The organism is Blautia sp. NSJ-175 (genome assembly GCF_022867815.1).
GTDB classification, from domain to species: Bacteria; Bacillota; Clostridia; order Lachnospirales; family Lachnospiraceae; genus Blautia; species Blautia celeris.
In genome coordinates, this window is sequence record NZ_JALIFQ010000014.1 from 49,406 (window position 1) to 71,313 (window position 21,908).

Below are 21,908 nucleotides of genomic sequence, written 5' to 3' on the forward strand. Positions count from 1 at the left end.
GAAGGATACAAAAATGGAAGATAGAATAAAAGAAGTTCTGGTGCAGACACCTTTCTGGGAACATTTGACAAAAGAGCAGCAGGAGAGGGTGTGCCGGGATTCCAGAGAAGTGCACTATCCGGCGGGAAGCCTGATCTATTCACCCACCAGGGAATGCCTGGGAACCGTATTTATTTTAAAGGGCGTTATCCGTGCGTATCTTTTGTCTGACGAGGGCAAAGAGGTGACCATATACCGGATCAGGGAAGGGGATACCTGTGTGCTCACAGCCTCCTGTGCCCTGTCGGCCATCACCTTTGATGTGGAGATAGAGGCAGAGGCGGACTGTGATGTTCTGCTGATACCGGCACCTGTATTTTCAGCTCTTGCGGTGGACAATATCTATGTGGAGAATTATGCCTACAAGATCGCAACGGAGCGTTTTTCAAGCGTTGTGGAGGCTCTGCAGCAGATGCTGTTTTTAAGTCTGACTCAGAGGATCGCCGCTTTTCTCATCGACGAATCCGCACAGAGGAAGGATGACAGCATCCGTATGACCCATGAGGAAATCGCAAAAGCCATCGGCAGTGCCAGGGAAGCGGTGAGCAGAACCCTGAAACAGATGGTAAAAAAGGGGGATATATCCCTGTTCCGCGGCGGAATCAAGATTGAAAATAAAAGCAGCCTTTATGAGCTGCTGCCGTAAGGCAGGCATGACGAAAAAGGGTGCGGCAGGAAGCCGCACCCTTTTATCCATCCATCTCTGTTTTTATTTCAGAAGATTCAAAAGCTGCCCTTTTGGAACAACTCCCACAGATTTTTCCACAACCTTTCCATTCTTGAACACCAGAACCGTGGGAATGTTCATAACGCCGTAGGAGGAAGCCAGACCCGGATTCTCATCCACATTTACTTTGCCTACTTTATACGCGCCTTTGGATTCCTCGGCAATCTCCTCAATAACCGGCCCCAACATGCGGCAGGGCATACACCAGGTTGCCCAGAAATCTACCATTACAGGAACAACAGAATCCAATACCTCACTTTTAAAGTTTTTCTCATCAAATACCATTGCCATAATTATACACTCCTTATTTTTATCATAAATTTTTGGTTTCTCATCTTTATGAGCCTATTCTATCAGATGCAGGCCCGCTTTTCTGTGACTGTGTCACACTGCTTCCGGAAGCTTTTTTAAATACTTCACAGCTTTTGTTCCCGCAAGAGCTCCTTCATAGACGGCTTTTGATACCTGAAGAAGGCCGCCTGTGCAGTCTCCTGCTGCAAAAAGTCCGGGAAGGGCAGTGCTGGTGTCTGTCTCTATCATGATATGATTGTTTTCTATCATCAAGCCCAGTTTTCTTGCAATATCTGTGCTTCCTGCGGTTCCGAGCGCCACGAAAAGTCCGTCCAGCGGGAATTTTTCGTGATCCTCCAGTTCCAGCCATTTTAAAGTGGGCTCTCCTCCGGCGGAAATGATCTTCCTTGTCTCAACCTGGATGGTTCCCAGCGCTTCTTTTTCAAAAGTGGGTTCCATGCCGTTGGTGAGGATCGTGACTTTGGCGGCCATGGGTTCCAGCACCTTTGCCTCATGCAGGGCGTATTCTCCGTTGCCGATCACTGCCACATCCTTCTGGCGGTAGAAAAAACCGTCGCAGATGGCACAGTAACTGATACCGCTGCCTTCATATCTGCGGGCTTCCTTAAGGGCAAGCGTGTTCCTTTTGGTTCCCGTTGCCAGGATCAATGCCTTGGTCTGATAGGTGGACGTGATGGTGTGGATCGTGTAATCGCCGTCGTATTCCACAGACAGCATTTCATCCTCCACGACAGGGACTCCCAGGGCTTTGATCTGCTTCAGACCGTTCTCATACAGCTCCTGTCCGGAAACAGGGTCAGGCAGTCCGTAATAATTTTCAATCTTCGCTGCCTTTTCCAGAGCACCGATACCTTTGTGTATGATAAGCGGCGTGATGCCGGAGCGGACTGCGTACAGAGCAGCGGAGATTCCGGCAGGTCCTGCGCCGGCGATAATCAGTTTTTCCATATATTCAGGCACTTCCTTTCTTTCTACTCTTATCTTATCATAAATTTTACCAAAAGACACAGGTTTTGTTGGTGACCTGGTTACATAAGAAAAAAGCCTTTATAAAAACAGAGAAAAATGGTAAAATATAAACATAAGAAATGGCCGGGAGGAGGAAAGATTTATGGAAGAGGAAAAAAAGATTGAAAGGCTGAGGGCAATCCTTGATGCCAGCGCCTATACAGTCATTTTAAGCGGTTCCGGCATGATGGCAGAGTGCGGATACATGGGAATGAAGACACCGGAGAAAGCGTATGAGATCGAGAAGACATACGGTGTGTCACCGGAGGATATATTTACCAGTGTGTACTACAACAACAGGCCGGCGGAGTTTTTCAAATTTTACCGCGACGAAGTTCTCCAGGGGGATGTGGACACCAGCGACACGTTCCGTGTGGCAGCCAGGATGGAGCAGAAGGGAAAGCTGAAGTGTATCATTACCGGGAATATTTACGGATATCCCCAGAAGGCAGGCTGCCGCAATGTGATCAACCTGCACGGAAGCATCCATGAGAATATCTGCCCTCACTGCGGAAGGAAATATCCGCTGGAATATATAAGAGCGTCCAAAAAAGTACCGCTGTGTGAGGACTGCAGCCGTGTCATCCGCCCGCAGGTGGCTCTCTTTGGCGAAATGATGGACAGCCAGCTCATGACAAGGGCAACCTGGGAGATTGAGAACGCGGATACCCTGATTCTTCTTGGAACGACACTGGATTCCGAGGTGTTTTCCAAGTATATCAAATACTTTGAGGGAACGAATCTGGTCATCATTCATAAAGAGCATCATCACTCAGACAGCAGAGCAGACCTTGTCATCTGGGATGAGCCGAGAAATGTTTTTACGAAACTAGGTTATTAATGTGAAAACCTAACAAAAAAGCGCCCCGTTTTTCGTGAATGAGGCGCTTTTTATATGAGGGATTTAGAAAAACACTAACATATTTCACAAAAATTAATCAAAAAAACAACTTGTATTTATGAAAAAAATCAGTTGTATTTTTCCATATACCAATTGGTACACGAAAACCCTCCAAAAACAGGGAGAAAACCATAAAAGAAATTGAAAAAATGTCTGAAAAATTGTCCGTAAAATCACAGGAAAGCCACATCGAAAAAAATATAAAGAAAGATTGACAAATGAAAAAATTAGCTGTAATGTTTTCTGGAATCATAAATAAATAAGAAAGGAGAAGTTAAAAAATCATAAAATAGAAAGGGAGGATGTCCTACGGGAACTATAGCGGATAGGATTACGGAAGAGCTGAACTGCGAGACCGTATTTACCATCCCAATTTTTGGCGGGATACCAGTCACGGAGTCCGTGGTGGTCACCTGGATCATTATGGCAGCATTGACGATATTATCCATCGTTCTTGTCAGAAATCTGAAGGTGGAAAATCCCGGTAAGAAACAGTTGGCTCTGGAATCATCTATTGGATTTCTGCATGACTTTTTCGCGGATATTCTGGGCGAGAGAGGAAAGCAGTATATTCCTTACTTGATTACCGCTGCCATCTATATTGGCGTGGCTAACTTAATTGGTCTTCTGGGCTTTAAGCCGCCCACAAAGGACTTAAACGTGACAGCAGGGCTGGCAATCATAAGCATCTTCCTGATTGAATATTCAGGATGGAAGCAGAAAGGGTTTAAGCGGTTCATGCACAGTTTTGCAGAACCCATGGCCATTGTTACGCCGATTAACATTATGGAGATATTTATCCGCCCGGTATCGCTTTGTATGCGGTTGTTCGGCAATGTTATCGGATCATTTGTTGTAATGGAACTGATCAAAATGATCTTACCGGTTGTTTTACCCATTCCATTCAGCTTTTATTTTGACATTTTTGATGGTCTGATTCAGGCCTATGTATTTGTTTTTTTAACTTCGCTCTTTATCAAGGAGCAGATAGAAGAGTAATCATTAAAAATAAATTTGGAAAAGGAGAACAGAGATATGTTAACAGCAATTGGTGCAGGTATGGCAGTTTTAACAGGTTTAGGAGCAGGTTTAGGTATCGGTCTTGCAACATCTAAAGCAACAGAAGCGATCGCAAGACAGCCGGAGGCAGAGGGAAAGATCAGTAAAGCGCTGTTACTCGGATGTGCACTTGCAGAGGCAACTGCTATTTACGGTTTCGTTATCGCTTTATTACTGTTATTCGTAAAATAAGGAAGGCAGGTGAAGACAGGTGCTGAGTTTAGGCTGGGGCCTTATCTGGACCATAATTAACCTGATAGTTCTTTATCTCTTACTGAAAAAATTCCTGATCGGACCGATACTGGGAATCATGGAAAAAAGAAAGACACTCATCGCACAGCAGCTTGAAAATGCCAGGACAACAGAAGGAAAGGCGAATGAGCTGAAAGGCCAGTATGAAATGGCAATAAGCGGTGCAAAAGCCGAGTCCTTACAGATTATCGAGGAAGCGAAAGCGGATGCGAGGACCCTGACAGAGCGTACCGTTCGGGAAGCGAATGAGCAGGCTGCCAGAATCCTGGAAAGTGCCAGAAAAACGGCAGAACAGGAAAAGGAAAATGCCCTGGCAGGAGCAAAATCCGAAATCGCGGGCCTTGCCGTGGAAGCAGCCAGAAAAATGCTTGCAGGCGGAAGCCAGGCGGGAAACAGCATGCTCTACGACACATTTTTAGCAGAAGCGGGTGATGCAGATGACAGAGAGTCTGAATAATTACGGGAAAGTGCTGTATGAGCTGAACATTTCACCGGAATCTGCAGCCGGCGCAAGAGAACTTTTAGAGAAAGTTCCCCAGGTGTCGGAAGTGCTTTCAAGCCCTGTTGTATCCCTGGCGGCGAAGCAGAGAGTTGTAGACCGGATTTTTCCGAAAGAGATACATAATTTTATGAAAATACTGTGCAGATACCACAAAGCAGGCAAGGCACAGGAAATTTTTAAGGCATATCAGGAGTATTACAACGAGCAAAACAATATTTTAAATGCCACTCTGTCTTATGTGGTACTTCCTACAGAGGAGCAGCTTGAAGGAATCAGAAGATTTCTCTGCAGGCAATACCACGTAAAGGATGTAGCATTTCAGTTACAGGAAGAAAAAGACCTGGTCGGCGGATTTACCCTCCGCGTAGGAGACCGGGAGATTGATTACAGCCTGAAGGGCAGAATCAATGCACTACAACAAAAATTGACCTGGAGGTGAACGCTTTGAGTTCAATCAATTCAGAGGAGATTATCTCCATTCTGAAAGAAGAAATAGAAAATTTCGATATGACAACGGGTGTCCGTGAAGTGGGAAACGTAATCTGGGTCGGTGACGGAATTGCGACTGTTTATGGAATAGACCATGCGATGTACGGAGAGATCGTGACCTTTGAGAACGGTGTCAAGGGTATGGTGCAGGATATCAAGAGAAATGAGATCGGTGTCATCATATTCGGCAAGGACATGGGAATCAAAGAGGGCACAAAAGTTGTCCGCACAAAGAAAAGAGCAGGTATTCCGGTTGGTGAAGGCTATATCGGAAGAATCGTGGATGCCCTTGGCGCACCCATTGACGGAAAAGGAGAGATCAAGGCAGAGGATTACCGTCCCATCGAGCAGGAAGCACCTGGTATCATTGACCGTAAATCCGTATCTGTTCCCATGGAAACAGGTATTCTGGCCATTGACTCCATGTTCCCCATCGGCCGCGGACAGCGTGAGCTGATCATCGGCGACCGTCAGACAGGTAAGACCTCCATTGCCATTGACGCTATCCTGAACCAGAAAGGTAAGGACGTCATGTGTATCTACGTGGCAATCGGACAGAAGGCCTCCACAGTTGCAAAACTGACCGGAACTCTGGAAAAATACGGCGCCATGGATTACACCACAGTCTTTGCGGCGACAGCAAGCGACTGTGCGCCCCTTCAGTATATTGTTCCCTATTCGGGAACCGCTCTGGCAGAGTACTTTATGTACCAGGGCAAGGATGTGCTGATCGTCTATGATGACCTGTCAAAGCATGCGGTGGCTTACCGTGCCCTTTCCCTGCTTCTGGAGCGTTCTCCGGGACGTGAGGCTTACCCGGGCGACGTATTCTACCTGCATTCCAGACTGCTGGAGCGTTCCAGCCGTTTGAGCGACGCGGCGGGCGGCGGTTCCATCACGGCACTGCCTATCATTGAGACACAGGCAGGCGACGTTTCCGCTTATATTCCGACCAATGTTATTTCTATCACAGACGGACAGATTTTCCTGGAAAGTGACCTGTTTTTCGCCGGCAACCGTCCGGCTGTCAATGTGGGTCTTTCCGTATCCCGTGTGGGCGGCGCGGCCCAGACAAAGGCCATGAAAAAGGCATCAGGCAGCATGAGGATTGACCTGGCACAGTACAGGGAGATGGAAGTGTTTACACAGTTCGCGTCTGACCTGGATGATGCCACAAAAGAACAGCTTTCCTACGGAAAGACGCTGATGGAGCTTTTGAAACAGCCTCTGTGCCATCCCTTGTCCAACCATGAGCAGGTTATCACCCTCTGGACAGCAACACATAAGGTATTTTCCGGTGTGGAGATTAAGGATGTGAAGCCGTTCCAGACAGATATGCTGGCTTACTTTGAGAAAAACTATCCGGAGATCGGACAGGAGATTGAGACGAAAAAAGTCATCTCCGACGAACTGGGCGAGAAGATTTTAAAGGTGGCAGAGGAATTTAAGAATAAGAGCAGGTGATGAGATGGCAAGTGCAAAAGAGATACAAAGCCGTATAAACAGTATCCAGGATACGATGAAGATCACCAACGCCATGTACATGATTTCCTCCTCCAAGTTAAAGAGAGCAAGGAAAGTGCTGGCGGATACGGAGCCGTATTTTTATTCCCTGCAGTCTGCGATCGGCCGTGTTCTCCGTCATATGCCTCCGGATACGGAAGGAAACCGTTTCTTTGACGAGCGGGCTGATGTTCCGGAAGACAAACGCAGAACGGGCTACATCGTCGTTTCCGCAGACAAGGGTCTTGCCGGTGCTTACAATCACAATGTGTTTAAGATAGCAGAAGAATGTATGGAAAATGACGCGCATCCCCAGCTCTTTGTGCTGGGAGAGGTGGGAAGACAGTATTTCTACAAGAAGAACGTGGATATTGACACGAACTTCCGGTTCACAGTACAGAAGCCGACCATGCACCGGGCCAGGGTGATCTCAGAGAAGATGATCGCCAATTACCTGACCGGGGAGCTGGATGAAGTGTATATCATTTACACGAGAATGGCCAATGCCGCCAATATGGTGGCAGAGATGGAACAGCTTCTTCCCCTTAAAAAAGCAAGTTTCCGTACACCGGCACAGGTGATGGTAGATATTCATCAGGAGGAGATCGAGATGGTTCCCTCCGCAGAAGAAGTCCTGAACAGCATTGTTCCCAATTACCTGCACGGTATCATTTACGGCTGTCTTGTGGAATCCTATGCCAGTGAGCATAATTCCCGTATGATGGCCATGGATGCAGCTACCAGCAGTGCAAAAGACATGCTGAAAGATTTATCAATAAAATATAACCGTGTGCGTCAGGCTGCGATCACCCAGGAAATCACTGAGGTCATCAGCGGAGCCAAGGCACAGAAGAATAAAAACTAGCGAGCAGGAAGGAGGTTTCCTCACGACTGTGAGATGCAATCGTTATGGAAAAAGGAAAAATCGTACAGGTCATGGGACCTGTTGTAGACGTAGAATTTGAAGACCAGAACCTTCCGTATATCAAAGATGCCCTTACCGTGGAGAACAATGGAAAGAAGCTTGTGATGGAAGTGGCACAGCACATCGGAAACAATACGGTGCGCTGTATCATGCTGGCTTCCAGCGACGGCCTCTGTAAAGATATGGAGGTCACGGCAACAGGAGCAGGTATTTCCGTACCGGTGGGAAAAGAGACACTGGGACGTCTGTTCAACGTGCTGGGCGAAACCATTGACAACGGAGAACAGCTTGAAAATGCGGAGCACTGGGTCATCCACAGAGATCCACCAAGCTTCGAGGAGCAGAGCCCAGTAGTCGAGATTCTGGAGACTGGTATAAAGGTAATCGACCTGTTGGCGCCTTACGCAAAAGGCGGTAAGATCGGTCTGTTCGGCGGTGCCGGGGTTGGTAAGACCGTTCTGATCCAGGAGTTGATCAGCAATATTGCCACAGAGCACGGCGGATACTCCATTTTCACCGGTGTTGGTGAGCGTTCCCGTGAGGGAAATGACCTTTGGACAGAGATGAAGGAATCCGGCGTACTGGAGAAGACAGCCCTGGTATTCGGGCAGATGAATGAGCCGCCGGGAGCGCGTATGCGTGTGGCGGAGACCGGACTTACCATGGCAGAGTATTTCCGTGACCAGGAGCACCAGAACGTGCTGCTGTTCATTGACAATATCTTCCGTTTTACCCAGGCAGGTTCTGAGGTTTCAGCGCTTCTGGGACGTATGCCGTCAGCCGTTGGCTACCAGCCCACCCTGGCTACTGAGATGGGTGAGCTGCAGGAGAGGATCGCCTCCACAAAGAACGGTTCCGTTACAAGTGTGCAGGCTGTCTATGTGCCTGCCGATGACTTGACGGACCCGGCTCCGGCCACCACATTTGCCCATCTGGATGCCACTACGGTTCTGTCCAGAAAGATCGTGGAGCAGGGTATCTATCCCGCGGTTGACCCGCTGGAATCCACCTCCCGTATTCTGGAGGCTGATGTGGTCGGGGAAGAGCACTATGATGTGGCCAGAAGGGTGCAGGAGTATCTGCAGAAGTACAAAGAGCTGCAGGACATCATTGCTATCCTTGGTATGGAAGAGCTTTCCGAGGAAGACAAAAAAGTAGTTGCCCGTGCCAGAAAGATCCAAAAATTCCTGTCCCAGCCCTTCCATGTGGCTGAGGTGTTCACCGGAATTGCCGGTAAATATGTACCTCTCAAAGAGACAATCCGCGGCTTTAAGATGATCGTGGACGGCGAGATGGACGAATATCCGGAGAATGCATTCTTTAATGTGGGAACCATTGACGAGGTGGTGGAGAAAGCAAAAGCTGAGCAGTAATGCAGGGCGGAAAAGGAGTGCATGTATATGAATACATTCGGACTGAATATCGTTGCCAGTGATAAAGATTTTTATCACGGCAGAGGAACCAGTATCATGCTTCCTGCAAAGGACGGCCAGATTTCCATTCTGGCCCACCATGCGGATATGATGGTTGCCATTGTACCCGGTGAGATGCGTTTTAAGCCTGCTGACAGTGAAGAGTGGAAGACAGCGATTGTGGGAAACGGGTTTGCGCAGATCATCAATAACCGTGTGACTGTTCTGGTAGACAGCTGTGAGTACCCCGAGAATATTGACCTGAAGCGTGCAAAAGATGCCCTGGAGCGCGCGGAAGAACAGCTCAGGCAGCAGCAGAGTCTGCAGGAATATTATATATCCAAGGCATCCCTTGCAAGAGCCATGGCCCGTATGAAAGCAGCAAAGAAGCATGACGTATAAGACGTTTATACAGGAGATGAGGAGAACATTCCTCGTCTCTTTTTTTATGGATGATCCGTTGGTCTCATAAAAGCTTTTTATTAAAAATCAGTACGGAAAGAAGCAGATTCACCACCGATAAAACGCCGGTGATCACCACAGCACACATGAAATCAGACACATCTGCTGCCTGGGGAAGCAGGCTGTAAGAGGACATCAGTTGTGTGGGAATATACTTTTTCATATCAGGTATCCATGCCAGCAGGTAGAATACGAAAAACACACCTCCGGTTCCGGCCAGTACCATATAATTGGTGCTGCACAGGGAGGACATAAGCATAATAAGCGTGATCAGCCACAGCCCTGTCATATAGAGGCAGAAGGCTCCGAAAAATATATGGGATGCCATGCTGTTATCCCAGAAATACATATTATAGGCATAGGTGATCCCGAAAGAAATCCAGTAACACACAGTCCAGAGAAGAAGGGCGGAAAAGGCTTTGGACAGGATCAGTTTCCACCGGTTCATGCCTTTTGTCAGGATAATGATCAGGGTGCCTTTCTGATATTCCGTGGTCAGAATACCGCTTGCAATGACAATAAAAACAATCAGATATATGGGGGTATTCTTATAAAACTGCGTCCAGGATGTAAATACGTCCACCTTGATCTCTGTCAGGACCATACCGCTTTCCTCCAGGGAACCGGCAAAGTTCTCCATCATCCAGGGCGTCAGCTTGGCAACAAGGGGATTCATGATCCCGAATAAAACAGAGAGAATCACAAGCAGGGGCATTCTGCCGGTGCGCAGAGATTCCCGCAGTTCTTTTTTAGTAAAAGCTGTGAGCTGTCTCATATCCCAATCACCTCCATAAACAGGTTTTCCAGTGTGGCTTCCCGCATCTCCACCTTCTGGACACAGAGCGCATTGTCTGCCAGAATCTTCATGGCATGTGTCATGTCTTTTTCATCTTTTCCCGGGAAGAACAGGCGGACTGCGCTTATTCTCTCGCTGCCGGACATGGATGCTGCGAAGGCGTCGGCGTCCTGCGGCGTGTAAAATTCTATGTCAAATCCGTTGCCTTTTCGTCTGCTCTTTATTTCCTCCAGAGTCCCCTTAAGCGCGGTGCGGCCGTTGTGGAGAAGAGCGATCTCATCACAGATGCGTTCCACATCCGAGAGGATATGTGTGGAGAAGACAACCGTGGTATGGTCTTTGACGGACAGAAGAATATCCAGGATCTCTTTTCTGCCAAGGGGGTCCAGGGCAGAAGTGGGTTCGTCGTAGATCAGCAGTTTTGGTTCGTTTAGAAGAGCCTGGGCGATTCCTAAGCGCTGCTTCATTCCTCTGGAAAACCCGTGAATGCGTTTATTTTCCTTATCCAGTCCCACCAGGTGCAGCAGTTCGTCTGATTTTTTGCGGATTCCGGCGGATGACATTCCTGTGATCTCTCCGCACAGTCTGAGATATTCCGAGGGTGTCATGTATCCGTAAAATTCCGGGACATCCGGCAGGTAGCCCATATAGCGGTTGGTACGATTCTGCCCGTAGCGGACCGTTTCCCCGTTTACTTTGATCGTGCCGCTGTCTGTCTGCAGAAGTCCCAGGATCATTTTCATGGTGGTGGTCTTACCTGCTCCGTTCTGTCCGATAAATCCGTAGACACAGTGTTCCGGTACGGTAAAGCTCAGGTCGTCAATGATTTTTTTACTCCCGAAAGATTTTGATACATGGGAAAGGGTCAGCATATCCATTTAATTGTCCTCCTTTCCGAGCAGAAGGTACAGGACCGGCCCGATAAATTCCAGCCCCACGATCGTGACAACCAGCCACAGGGCACGTGAACCCCTCTTATAATTCTTATGGGTGAGAATATGGCGCAGGGTGATGAAAAGCAGAAGCAGTTCCGCAATGGCTAAAGGAATGAGAAATGGTAAAAGTTCTGAAACTGTCATAGGGATTCTCCTCTCACTATAAATATTTGTTTGATCTTCCGGTAATCTTCACTGCTCTCAAGCGGCTGAAACACAGGGTTTTCCAGTGCCTGCACCACGCTGTCCGCAATGACTTTTTTAGCACGGACCAGGTTCCCTCCCAGATCCGACTGTTCAAAATAAGGATCAATGGCATCGAAATACTGATCTCCGTGCAGGAAAACCTTGTCACATTCCAGCAGGGAATCGGTTATGGATGCAAACTTTTTCAAGCGGTCCAGAGCCTCCTCAAGTCTTCCGTGTATGCAGCAGATGACAGCAGTCTGATAATGGAACTGGGCGGCTGTGTTGTGGTGCAGATTCTCCAGACTGTAGAGTTTCATGAGACAGTCAATGCGGTGAATGGTTTCCTCACAGGAATCCATATCCTCCGCGTGGAGGGAAAGATACTGCACAGCTCCCGACACAAGGGAAAGGAGATGGGTATACATGCCGAACTGGCTGTACCGGTTGGCCTTTTCCTTCTGACCGGCAATAGCATAGGCCTGAACCAGGATCGTTTCCCCCTGAAAGGAGTAGTGATACGGATTCAGTATCTCTTCCAGTGTGTCGATCACCTCCTGGGTCCTGCCGCAGAGCAGATCAATACTGGCTTTTAACAGGAGGGCGTCGTTGCACAGGGGGATTTCCCTGCAGTCACTGATAATGTGGGAACACAGTCTGGCTGCTTCCTCCAGAATCTCTGTCTGCATCTGCGGGTTTGGGGCAAGGGTGGCATGGTTCATCCAAAGAACACAGACCTGGAAAAGGAAGGGGGAACAGGAGTAGTATTTTTTGACCAATTGCCGGCTCTTCTCCATCACCTCCTCAAAGGGCTGTTCTGCGAATTCTTTCGTGAAATCAAAATATATTTTCTGAATCTGTTCCCTGCTGAGATTAGGCTCATATCCCAGAAGTTCGTCTACTGTGACATCAAAATAGGCGGCCAGGCGGGGGAGCAGCATAATATCCGGCAGGCTCTGCTTTGTCTCCCATTTTGAGACAGAGGCTTTGGTGACACCCACGAAATCAGCCAGCTCTTCCTGGGTGATTCCTTTTTTGTGGCGTAATTTAATGATGTTTTCGGAAAAATTAAGTATATTCATCCTTTCATCCTCCTTATATGGTTGATTATAAGCAGGTAACTGAAAATTATCAATGGATTGCAGCGATACTTTGAGATACAAAATCAACTGTTGGGAAACCGACACAGCATACTGTCCTTCAGACCTGAAAAGATGTATCCTGTGCAAATGAATATCAATCTTTTTTGAACCTGCTATAATGTGTGTAAGAAAACTTATGAAAAACTGGAATCATTGTAAGGAGGAATTTATATGAAATGGATATTATGGGGATTAACAGCACTGACGGGAATCATAGCAGTGATTCTGCTGATGGGAAAAGGGAGCTTTCTCATTGCCGGGTACAATACGTCCCGGAATAAAGAAAAATACAATGAGAAAAGGCTGTGCCGGGTCGTAGGCGGAGGATTGGGTGTGATCACCCTTGTTATGGCTGCCTGGAGTATAATGGGAGACCAGTTCCCTGTGGCAGCCTTTGTGATCAGCATTGCTGCTGTGGTGGCTGCCATACAGATTCTGAGCAATACGGTGTGCGTAGTAAAAGGGGAAGCCGTTCAGGAAAAAGACAGGGCCAGGGATAAAATTTACAGAAACGCGTCCTTTCTTTTCACCGCAGTCATTTTGGCAGTGGTTTCCTTTGTGCTTTTTACAGGAAATGTAACCCCGGTTATGCATGAGGCATCCCTGGAGATACAGGTATCCTTCTGGCCGGATCATGAGGTGCCGTATGCTTCTGTTAAATCTGTTTCTTACACGGATGATCTGCAGCGCGGCAGCCGGAAAAATGGGATTGGAGGTCCCACACTGCAGGCAGGATATTTTAAGAACGCAGAGTTCGGTGATTATAAACTGTATTCCTATACATCCTGTGACAGCTTTGTGGTCCTGGACACAGAGCAGGGAACCGTGGTGCTGAACGGTAAAGACGAGGCAGCTACCAGGAAGCTTTACGAGGAAATAAAGGAAAAGGTACAGCAGAACTGACACAGACTGCAGTTGACAGAGTGTTTTCTCTCCCTATACAATAGGGGTATCACGAGAGAAAAGGCAGGCAAACACATGAACACAAAAGATTTGAAATGTTTTGAGGCCGTCTATCAGGAAAAAAGCATCAGCAGGGCTGCCAGACGCCTTTATATCACACCTCAGGGACTGGGAAAAAATATAAGGACCCTGGAGGCAGAACTGGAAACCGTTCTTTTTGAGCGCACCAAACAGGGTATGCGCCCAACACAGAGCGCGGATTTTCTCTATGGAAGGACGAAGAAGATCATACAGGAGCTGGAGGAGCTGGAAAACGGCGTAAGACAGCTTGAGAACAGAAAGATAGTTCTTCGCATCGGATGCGCCTGCGGTGTCTTTAATGTCCTTCCTTTTGAGCTGATCCTGAATTTTATGAGGGAGAATCCCCATATCCGGGTGGAGTGGAATGAGTATTCCAACGAGGAAGTGAAGTCCATGCTGGAAGACTCCAGACTGGAATACGGTTTCATTGTGGGAAAACACGAAGGGGACGACATGATACAGCGGAAACTGGACGGAAGGGAGATCCTGCTGCTTGTCTATGAAGGGCATCCCCTGTATGAAAAGGAGAGTGTGAACGTGGAGATGCTGAGGGAGGAGAACATGATCCTCATGAATGAACATTTCCACATGTACCACGATTTTGCCTCCATCTGCTGTGCGAAGGGATTTACTCCCAACATCATAGCAAAGACATCGGACGGTGCTGTCCTGTACAAACTCTGCCGCCAGAAGATCGGTCTTGCGGTCATACCGGAATTTATGTTGGAGGATTTCCGTATGGAACATATGCGCGCCATACCCTTTGAGGAACATATGACCTGGGAGGTGTTCGGCGTTTACAAGGAAGATACGAAAAATTATGAGACCATACAGCAGTTTGACTGCTTTCTAAAACAAAAAGTTTCCACCTGACAAGCAAAGGTTGCTGGCGGAAAGGCGTTGTTCTTTTGTATTATATTGTTAAAAGAAATACGAAGGAGGACGCAATGAAATATAAAAATTTATTTACCCCTGTGCAGATCGGCAGGGTTACCCTAAAGAACCGTTTTGCACTGGCCCCCATGGGACCTCTGGGACTGGCGGACGCCCAGGGCGGGTTCAACCAGAGAGGTATTGATTATTACACAGAGCGGGCAAAGGGCGGCACCGGCCTGATCATCACCGGTGTCACGTTCTCAGACTGCCGGGTGGAGACTCAGAGTATGCCCAATTGTCCCAATTCCACTTACAATCCGGTACATTTTATCCGGACCAGCAGGGAGATGACAGAGCGTGTTCACGCGTACGGCAGCAAGATTTTTCTCATGATGTCAGGGGGCTTTGGCCGTGTCACCATACCCACCAACCTGGGAGAGTTCCCGCCGGTTGCGCCATCCGCCATTCCTCACAGATGGCTGGATAAGACATGCCGTCCTCTGACGAAAGAGGAAATACGCAGCATTGTAAAGTCTTTCAGCGACGGCGCATACAATGCCAAGCGCGGCGGTTTTGACGGTATTGAAGTCCATGCGGTCCATGAGGGATACCTGCTGGACCAGTTTGCCATTTCCATGTTCAACCAGAGAACAGACGAATACGGCGGTTCCCTGGAAAACAGGCTCCGCTTCGCAAGGGAAGTGGTGGAGGAGATCAAGTCCCGCTGCGGGGAGGATTTCCCGGTTGTCCTGCGTTTCAGCGTAAAAAGCATGATCAAGGACTGGAGAGAGGGTGCCCTTCCGGGCGAAGAGTTTGAGGAAAAGGGCCGTGATATTCCGGAGGGTCTGGAAGCTGCAAAACTGCTTGTCAGCTATGGATACGATGCGCTGGATACAGATGTGGGTACCTATGATGCCTGGTGGTGGAATCATCCCCCCATGTATCAGGAAAAAGGACTGTTCCGCCCGTACTGTAAAATGGTGAAGGAAGTGGTGGATGTACCTGTGCTCTGCGCCGGACGTATGGATGATCCGGCTATGGCTTCTGAGGCTGTGGAGGATGGAACCTGTGATATTGTAAGTCTTGGCCGTCCTCTTCTGGCTGACCCGGACTATGTGAACAAACTGCGGGCAGGGCGCACAGAGGATATCCGTCCCTGCATCTCCTGCCAGGAGGGCTGTATGGGGCGTGTACAGGAATATTCCATGATCAACTGTGCCGTGAATCCCCAGGCGGCCCGGGAACGGGTGACCGCCTATGAACCTATACGGAAGAGCAAAAAAGTAATGGTAGTGGGCGGCGGTGTGGCCGGCTGTGAGGCAGCCAGAGTGCTGGCAATCCGCGGACACAGGCCGGAAGTCTTTGAGAAGAACGGGTGTCTGGGAGGCAATCTGATCCCGGGCGGTGCTCCTGACTTTAAGGAGGATGATCTGGAACTGGCAAAGTGGTATGAGACCACTCTGAAAAAACTGGATGTTCCGGTACACCTTCATACTGAAGTCAGAAAAGAAGATGTGGAAAAAGCAGAATATGACGCTGTGATCATCGCCACAGGCTCCGTCCCGAAGGTGTTCCCTCTGGGTGACGATGCCCATGTATACACTGCGGCACAGGTCCTCACAAAGGAAAAAGACTGCGGCGGCAGTACCGTAGTGGTAGGCGGCGGTCTGGTGGGCTGTGAGACAGCACTGTGGCTTGCGCAGCAGGGTAAGAAAGTGACGATTGTGGAAGCCCTCGATAAGCTGATGGCAGTCAACGGCCCTCTCTGCCATGCCAACAAAGATATGCTGGAGCGCCTGATCCCCTACAACGGCATTGAGGTGGTGACCGGCGCCAAAGTGACCGGATTCCGGGATGGAATGTTATCCTGTGTTGTTCAGGAGGAGAAGAAGGAGATTTCCTGTGACAGCGTTATTTTATCTGTTGGATACAGGGAGGAGAATTCCCTCTACAATGACCTGCAGTTTGATGTGCCGGAAATCTATCTGCTGGGTGACGCGAAGAAAGTTTCAAATATTATGTACGCGATCTGGGATGCATTTGAAGTGGCAAACCATATGTGATAGGTGTATCAACAAGCGTGCTGCCAAAGCGTACGGCAGCCATAACAAAAAATATAGATTTATATCCCCCCACGTGGCTTGTGGGGGGATTTTTTGTCTGCTATACTATGGATAGTCAAAAAAATAACAGATGCGGCGTTACTTTTTTGCTGACAATTTACCGGAATGAATGAAGAGGAAAATACATTGAATACACCACAGAAGTTTGAATTTTTGCTGAAGAAACTGGTACAGATCCTGCTGTCCATGCTGGTGCTGTCCATACTGGTATTTTTTATTGCCCGCCTTTCTCCCGGGGACCCTTTAAAATCCTATTACGGGGAGAGCGTGGAGCGGATGAATGAGAGCCAGAAGGAGAAGGCCAGGGAGCGTCTGGGCCTCAATGAGCCTATGACCGTGCAGTACGTGCGCTGGGTGGAAAATGCCCTGCACGGGGATTTCGGGATTTCATATAAATATAAGCAGGATGTGGGAGCAGTCATAGAGAAGGTATATGCCAATACCCTGATACTGGGAGGCTTATCCTATGTGCTCACCTTCCTTTTCGCTGTTTTGCTGGGTATTTTCTGTGCGATGCGTGAGAATACCCTGATCGACAGGTGCATCTGTAAGATTGGGACTGTGACCAACTGTATCCCCTCCTTTTTCGTTGCGCTTGTGCTGATCCTTATCTTCGGCGTGAATCTGGCTGTGCTGCCCACAAGCGGCGCCTATGCCCTGGGAGGGGAACATTCCCTGGGGGACAGGCTGATACATCTGATCCTGCCGGTCACGGTTATGGTGTTATCCCATCTGTGGTATTACACATATATGGTAAGAAACAAGCTTCTGGAGGAAATCCGCGAGGACTATGTACTTCTGTGCAAGGTAAAGGGCATGGGGAAATGCCGCATCATGTTCACCCACTGCCTGAGGAAAATCCTGCCTTCCCTGATCAGTATCATGGCTATTTCCGTGCCCCATATCATCGGCGGAACCTACATCGCGGAGAGTGTATTTTCCTATCCCGGTCTGGGGACGCTCAGTATGGAGAGTGCCCAGTACCATGACTACAATATGCTGATGGTATTAAGCCTTATCACAGGCTTTGCGGTCATTGTGGCAAATGTGGCAGGCCAGATCATCAGCGAATGGATTGACCCCAGAATGAAACAGGAAAGAGGGGAAAAAGCAGCATGAAAAAGAAAAAATTTCCCGTTTTCTCCCTGTTGGTACTGGGAGTTATTATCCTAGGATGCCTGTTTGGAAAAGTTTTAGCGACAGGAGATCCTTTTTACATGAACCTGACAGAAGTCAGTCTGCCGCCCGGCAGTGCCCATTATTTCGGCACGGATACCATGGGGAGGGATATATACTCCATGATATGGGAGGGCGGAAGAGTATCCCTGTATATCGGGATACTGGCGACTGCTATATCCTCTGTGACTGCCATTGTATACGGCTGTGTCAGCGGCCTTGTGCCGGATTGGCTGGACGATCTGCTGATGCGCTTCACAGAGATCATTTTGAGTATTCCCTCCATCCTGCTTGTGATCTTTCTGCAGGCACTTCTGGGGGAAGCTACAGCTACCAGTATTGCTGTGGTGATCGGACTTACAAGCTGGATGAACATTTCCAAAGTAGTCAGAAGTGAAGTGCGCCAGATACGGAACAGTGATTTTGTTCTGGCGTCCAGACTGGCCGGCGGAAAGTTTTTCTACATACTGCGGAAACATCTGTTTCCCAATTTTATATCCTCCACCATGTTCATGATCGTCACAAATGTAAGCGCGGCGATCGGCACGGAGGCCACCTTAAGTTTTCTGGGAATTGGCCTTCCCATGGAGATCATTTCCTGGGGCAGCATGATGTCCCTTTCACAGAAAGCCCTGTTGTCCAACTCCTGGTGGATCATTCTGATTCCCGGGCTGTTCCTGGTAACCACTCTGGTGTGTATCACCAATGTGGGAGAGTACATCCGCCTGAGAAACAACAGAGAACACAGCAACCTATAAAACGGCAACCGATTATAGCCGCTGCCGGGCATTCCGGCAAACCGGCAATAAACGCAAAAGGAGAACAGACATGAAGAAGAAAATACTGACATTACTGCTGGCAGCATCCATGGCAGCCTCACTGCTTGCAGGCTGCGGGAGCAAAGACGATAAGGCAAAAGGAGATACAGACACAAAAACAGAGGCTGTGGATAAGAGCGGGGAAGAAAAAACGCTGGTTTACGGAAGCGGTGATTACACCAATATTAACCCTGCGCTCTATGAGCATGGGGAGATCAATTCCCTTATATTTGCAGGTATGACAGCCCATGATGCAGAGGACAAAGTGGTACCTGCTCTTGCAGAGAGCTGGGAGTGGGATGAGGCGTCCAAAACCTATACCTTTCATTTGAGAAAAGACGTGACATTCCATGACGGCGAGACCTTTACCTCCGCGGATGTGAAGTTTACGCTGGATACTATAATGAACCCGGACAATGCCTCTGAGATTGCTTCCAACTATGAGGATATCACAGGGATTGAGACTCCGGATGACAGTACGGTGAAGATAACTCTGAAAGCACCAAATGTTGCCATGCTGGATTACCTGACTATCGGAATCCTGCCCAAGCATCTGCTGGAGGGAAAAGACATCGTTACCGATGATTTCAACAGAAATCCTGTGGGCTGCGGCCCATACAAGCTGGTTTCCTGGGACGAGGGACAGAGCATTACCCTTGAAAAGTTTGATGACTTCTATCTGGGAGCACCTAAGATTGACAAGGTAGTCTTCAAGATTGTGGAGGATACCCAGGCAAGGGCCCTTCAGTTAAAATCAGGGGAACTGGATCTGGCGCAGGTGACACCGAAAGATGCCAAGCAGTTTGAGGGGGAAGACGGATTTGTTGTGGATGTTATGAAAACAGCAGATTACAGAGGAATCCTTTATAACTTCGGAAGTGAGTTCTTTGGCAGACACAGGGAACTGCCAAATATCTTAAGCTATGCCATTGACCGCCAGTCTATTGTGGACAGCGTGCTGTTAGGTCACGGGGAGGCAGCGTACTCTCCTCTGCAGATGGGACCTTATAACAACCCGGACATTGAAAAATATGAGTTTGATCCGGAGAAAGCGAAACAGCTTCTGGAAGAAAACGGCTGGAAAATGGGCGATGACGGGTATTATGAAAAAGACGGAGAACAGCTTGCCTTCACCATTTCCAACGGTCAGGCAGACCAGGTGCGTATTGATATGTCAAATATCTGCGCGCAGAACCTGCAGGATATCGGCGTGAACTGTAAAGTGGAAGTGACAGCAGAGACAGACTGGGCAAACCAGGATGCATACCTGATTGGGTGGGGAAGTCCTTTTGACCCGGATGACCATACCTACAAAGTATTCGGCACAGACAAAGGAGCCAACTACAGCAGCTACTCCAATGCAAAAGTAGACGAACTTCTTCAGCAGGCAAGAGAACTGGAGACACAGGAGGAGAGACTTCCGCTGTATAAGGAATTCCAGGCGGAGCTGTCAAAAGACCTTCCTTATACCTTTATCGCATATATTGACGCCATGTATGTATCAAAAGACAACATCACCGGACTGACGAAGGACACGGTTCTCGGACATCACGGTGTGGGTATCTTCTGGAATATTTACGACTGGGATATGTAACACTTCATTATAGAAAAGAGAGAACACTTATGGAGACATTATTGGAGATTCGCGATCTGTCTGTGACCTTTCAGGATGAGGAGCAGACCCGCGCCGCAAGACACGTGAGCCTGGAGCTTAAGAAGGGGGAGCTGGCTGCCCTTGTGGGGGAATCCGGCTCAGGGAAAACCGTGCTGTGCAAAACCATTTTACAGCTTCTCGGAAATAAGACCCGGGTGGAAAGCGGCGAGATTCTGTATCAGGGCAGCAACATATTGGAATATACGGAAAAGCAGATGCAGAAATTCCGCGGCAGGGAGATTTCCATGGTGTTTCAGGACCCTTATCTGTCATTGAACCCAACCATTTCCATCGGGAAGCAGATCATGGAGACCATCCTTCTCCATGAGAAAATATCAAAAAAAGAGGCAAAGGCCAGAACACTGGAACTATTGGAACTCACCGGATTTGACCAATGTGAAAAGCGTTTTTTCCAGTATCCTCACCAGTTTTCCGGGGGTATGCGGCAGAGGGCGGCAATCGCCATAGCCCTTGCCTGCAGCCCGGGCCTTTTGCTGGCAGATGAGCCTACTACTGCGCTGGATGTGGACACCCAGCAGCAGATCATGGAGCTTTTGGCAAAGATAAGAAAAGAGACCGGGGTTGCCATTCTCTTCATCACCCATGACCTGGGTCTGGTGGAAGATGTGGCGGACAGCGTATATGTTATGTACCGGGGAGAGATTGTGGAGAGCGGCAGTGTCCATGATATTTTTGATCACGCGCAGAATCCCTATACCATAAAACTGCTGGGATACCGGAATTACGGAAAAGGCATTGGGCATACACACGGTAAGATACATTTCCACAACGGCATGCCCCATACCCACGGCGGCACGCACAACCATATGCACCCCCATGTGGAGGGGGATGTCTCTCATCCGGCTGTACAGGTAGAGGAAAAGATAACACCCGGTGATCAGGTGGTTCTTCTTAAAGAGCCGGAACCGGAAAAGCTCATCGAGATTCGGCATCTGTCTAAAAATTTCCGTCTGGACAGGCATACGGTTTCCCGTGTCCTGGAGGATTTTTCTCTGGATGTCTACAGAGGGGAAATCCTGGGAGTGGCCGGTCCCTCCGGCTGCGGGAAATCCACCCTTGCCAGGTGTATCGTAGGGCTTTACGAACCGGATGGCGGAAAGATTCTCTATCACGGGGACACTGCCCGCATTTACAGAAGACAGATGATCTTCCAGGATAGCTCCTCAGCATTTAATCCTCACATGACCCTGGAGGAGATTATAGGGGAACCGCTCAGGATCCAGAAGCTGTGCAGAGGCAGGCAGGAACTGCGGGAGCGGGTGCGTTCCTTAATGGAGCAGGTGGAACTTGATCCGGCCCTTGCCCTCCGCCATCCCTATGACGTGTCAGGAGGACAGCGGCAGAGGGCAGCCATTGCCAGGGCGCTGTCTGTGGAACCGGAGTTTATTGTGGCGGATGAGCCCATTTCCTCGTTGGATATCTCCATTCAGGCACAGATCATGTATCTGTTTAAAAAGCTGCAGGAGGAGCATCATCTGACTATTATGCTCATTGCCCATGACCTGCCCATGGTCATGCACGTCAGTGACCGGATCATCATGATGGGGCAGGAAAAATAAATCATTGTGAAGCTGTTACAAAAATCAGGCGATTTTGTAACAGCTTT

General features: G+C 48.7%; 23 protein-coding genes. 17 read left to right on the plus strand and 6 right to left on the minus strand.

Annotated features, from left to right (window positions below; all coding sequences use genetic code 11):
• Window positions 1-13 precede the first annotated feature (13 nt).
• On the plus strand, window positions 14-685 hold the full coding sequence (locus MUB35_RS19990; protein WP_033140434.1) for a Crp/Fnr family transcriptional regulator: 672 nt from the start codon (window positions 14-16) through the stop codon (window positions 683-685).
• A gap of 63 nt (window positions 686-748) precedes the next feature.
• Here the strand turns inward: MUB35_RS19990 and trxA are convergent, their stop codons facing one another.
• Window positions 749-1,057: a thioredoxin gene (trxA, locus tag MUB35_RS19995; RefSeq protein ID WP_033140433.1), complete on the minus strand. Its 309-nt coding sequence runs from the start codon at window positions 1,055-1,057 to the stop codon at window positions 749-751.
• A gap of 93 nt (window positions 1,058-1,150) precedes the next feature.
• Window positions 1,151-2,026, minus strand: coding sequence for an NAD(P)/FAD-dependent oxidoreductase (locus tag MUB35_RS20000; RefSeq protein ID WP_244806707.1), 876 nt, complete (start codon window positions 2,024-2,026; stop codon window positions 1,151-1,153).
• Between the two features lie 163 nt (window positions 2,027-2,189).
• Between MUB35_RS20000 and MUB35_RS20005 the strand changes: the two genes are divergently transcribed.
• From MUB35_RS20005 to atpC, 9 genes are all read left to right on the plus strand, one after another.
• Window positions 2,190-2,927: an SIR2 family NAD-dependent protein deacylase gene (locus tag MUB35_RS20005; protein WP_033140431.1), complete on the plus strand. Its 738-nt coding sequence runs from the start codon at window positions 2,190-2,192 to the stop codon at window positions 2,925-2,927.
• 390 nt (window positions 2,928-3,317) lie between these two features.
• Window positions 3,318-3,986 (plus strand): F0F1 ATP synthase subunit A, encoded by a 669-nt coding sequence (locus tag MUB35_RS20010; protein ID WP_033140430.1) that lies wholly within the window; start codon window positions 3,318-3,320, stop codon window positions 3,984-3,986.
• Between the two features lie 36 nt (window positions 3,987-4,022).
• A complete protein-coding gene (atpE, locus tag MUB35_RS20015) occupies window positions 4,023-4,238 on the plus strand; it encodes an ATP synthase F0 subunit C (protein WP_018594308.1) in 216 nt (71 codons plus the stop codon).
• 19 nt (window positions 4,239-4,257) lie between these two features.
• Window positions 4,258-4,755: a F0F1 ATP synthase subunit B gene (gene atpF, locus MUB35_RS20020; RefSeq protein ID WP_033140429.1), complete on the plus strand. Its 498-nt coding sequence runs from the start codon at window positions 4,258-4,260 to the stop codon at window positions 4,753-4,755.
• The gene (gene atpH, locus MUB35_RS20025; protein WP_244806708.1) at window positions 4,730-5,239 is read left to right on the plus strand and encodes an ATP synthase F1 subunit delta; all 510 of its coding nucleotides are present in this window, start codon (window positions 4,730-4,732) and stop codon (window positions 5,237-5,239) included. The genes atpF and atpH overlap by 26 nt, the downstream gene beginning before the upstream one ends.
• Before the next feature lie 5 nt (window positions 5,240-5,244).
• Window positions 5,245-6,753: a F0F1 ATP synthase subunit alpha gene (gene atpA / locus MUB35_RS20030; RefSeq protein WP_033140428.1), complete on the plus strand. Its 1,509-nt coding sequence runs from the start codon at window positions 5,245-5,247 to the stop codon at window positions 6,751-6,753.
• Between the two features lie 4 nt (window positions 6,754-6,757).
• A complete protein-coding gene (gene atpG, locus MUB35_RS20035) occupies window positions 6,758-7,657 on the plus strand; it encodes an ATP synthase F1 subunit gamma (protein ID WP_033140427.1) in 900 nt (299 codons plus the stop codon).
• A 44-nt stretch (window positions 7,658-7,701) separates the two neighbouring features.
• Window positions 7,702-9,090: a F0F1 ATP synthase subunit beta gene (gene atpD, locus MUB35_RS20040; protein WP_033140426.1), complete on the plus strand. Its 1,389-nt coding sequence runs from the start codon at window positions 7,702-7,704 to the stop codon at window positions 9,088-9,090.
• A 27-nt stretch (window positions 9,091-9,117) separates the two neighbouring features.
• Window positions 9,118-9,531: an ATP synthase F1 subunit epsilon gene (gene atpC, locus MUB35_RS20045; RefSeq protein ID WP_033140425.1), complete on the plus strand. Its 414-nt coding sequence runs from the start codon at window positions 9,118-9,120 to the stop codon at window positions 9,529-9,531.
• A 64-nt stretch (window positions 9,532-9,595) separates the two neighbouring features.
• On the opposite strand, the gene MUB35_RS20050 is transcribed toward atpC, so the two are convergent.
• The 4 genes from MUB35_RS20050 to MUB35_RS20065 are packed head-to-tail and all read right to left on the minus strand — an operon-like array spanning window position 9,596 to window position 12,590.
• Window positions 9,596-10,366 carry an ABC transporter permease gene (locus MUB35_RS20050; protein ID WP_033140424.1) on the minus strand — a complete coding sequence of 257 codons (771 nt, stop codon included), beginning with the start codon at window positions 10,364-10,366 and terminating at the stop codon, window positions 9,596-9,598.
• Entirely contained in the window at window positions 10,363-11,265 is a 903-nt protein-coding gene (locus tag MUB35_RS20055) for an ABC transporter ATP-binding protein (protein WP_244806709.1), read from the minus strand. The genes MUB35_RS20050 and MUB35_RS20055 overlap by 4 nt, the downstream gene beginning before the upstream one ends.
• Entirely contained in the window at window positions 11,266-11,466 is a 201-nt protein-coding gene (locus MUB35_RS20060) for a PLDc N-terminal domain-containing protein (RefSeq protein WP_033140422.1), read from the minus strand.
• On the minus strand, window positions 11,463-12,590 hold the full coding sequence (locus MUB35_RS20065) for a helix-turn-helix domain-containing protein (protein WP_244806710.1): 1,128 nt from the start codon (window positions 12,588-12,590) through the stop codon (window positions 11,463-11,465). The genes MUB35_RS20060 and MUB35_RS20065 overlap by 4 nt, the downstream gene beginning before the upstream one ends.
• A gap of 231 nt (window positions 12,591-12,821) precedes the next feature.
• On the opposite strand from MUB35_RS20065, the gene MUB35_RS20070 reads away from it, so the two are divergent.
• The 7 genes from MUB35_RS20070 to MUB35_RS20100 all read left to right on the plus strand — a co-directional run bounded on the left by MUB35_RS20070 (window position 12,822) and on the right by MUB35_RS20100 (window position 21,861).
• A complete protein-coding gene (locus MUB35_RS20070; protein WP_148391518.1) occupies window positions 12,822-13,553 on the plus strand; it encodes a DUF3784 domain-containing protein in 732 nt (243 codons plus the stop codon).
• Between the two features lie 75 nt (window positions 13,554-13,628).
• Window positions 13,629-14,507 carry a LysR family transcriptional regulator gene (locus MUB35_RS20075; RefSeq protein ID WP_227210144.1) on the plus strand — a complete coding sequence of 293 codons (879 nt, stop codon included), beginning with the start codon at window positions 13,629-13,631 and terminating at the stop codon, window positions 14,505-14,507.
• A 74-nt stretch (window positions 14,508-14,581) separates the two neighbouring features.
• Complete coding sequence (locus MUB35_RS20080) at window positions 14,582-16,573, plus strand: oxidoreductase (protein ID WP_244806711.1); 1,992 nt, start codon at window positions 14,582-14,584, stop codon at window positions 16,571-16,573.
• Window positions 16,574-16,759: 186 nt separating this feature from the next.
• The gene (locus MUB35_RS20085) at window positions 16,760-17,752 is read left to right on the plus strand and encodes an ABC transporter permease (protein ID WP_103732084.1); all 993 of its coding nucleotides are present in this window, start codon (window positions 16,760-16,762) and stop codon (window positions 17,750-17,752) included.
• The gene (locus MUB35_RS20090; protein ID WP_156120826.1) at window positions 17,749-18,567 is read left to right on the plus strand and encodes an ABC transporter permease; all 819 of its coding nucleotides are present in this window, start codon (window positions 17,749-17,751) and stop codon (window positions 18,565-18,567) included. Before MUB35_RS20085 ends, MUB35_RS20090 begins: the two co-directional genes overlap by 4 nt.
• 70 nt (window positions 18,568-18,637) lie before the next feature.
• Window positions 18,638-20,221, plus strand: coding sequence for an ABC transporter substrate-binding protein (locus tag MUB35_RS20095; RefSeq protein WP_227210146.1), 1,584 nt, complete (start codon window positions 18,638-18,640; stop codon window positions 20,219-20,221).
• A gap of 29 nt (window positions 20,222-20,250) precedes the next feature.
• On the plus strand, window positions 20,251-21,861 hold the full coding sequence (locus MUB35_RS20100) for an ATP-binding cassette domain-containing protein (protein ID WP_244806712.1): 1,611 nt from the start codon (window positions 20,251-20,253) through the stop codon (window positions 21,859-21,861).
• The last annotated feature ends 47 nt before the right edge of the window (window positions 21,862-21,908 follow it).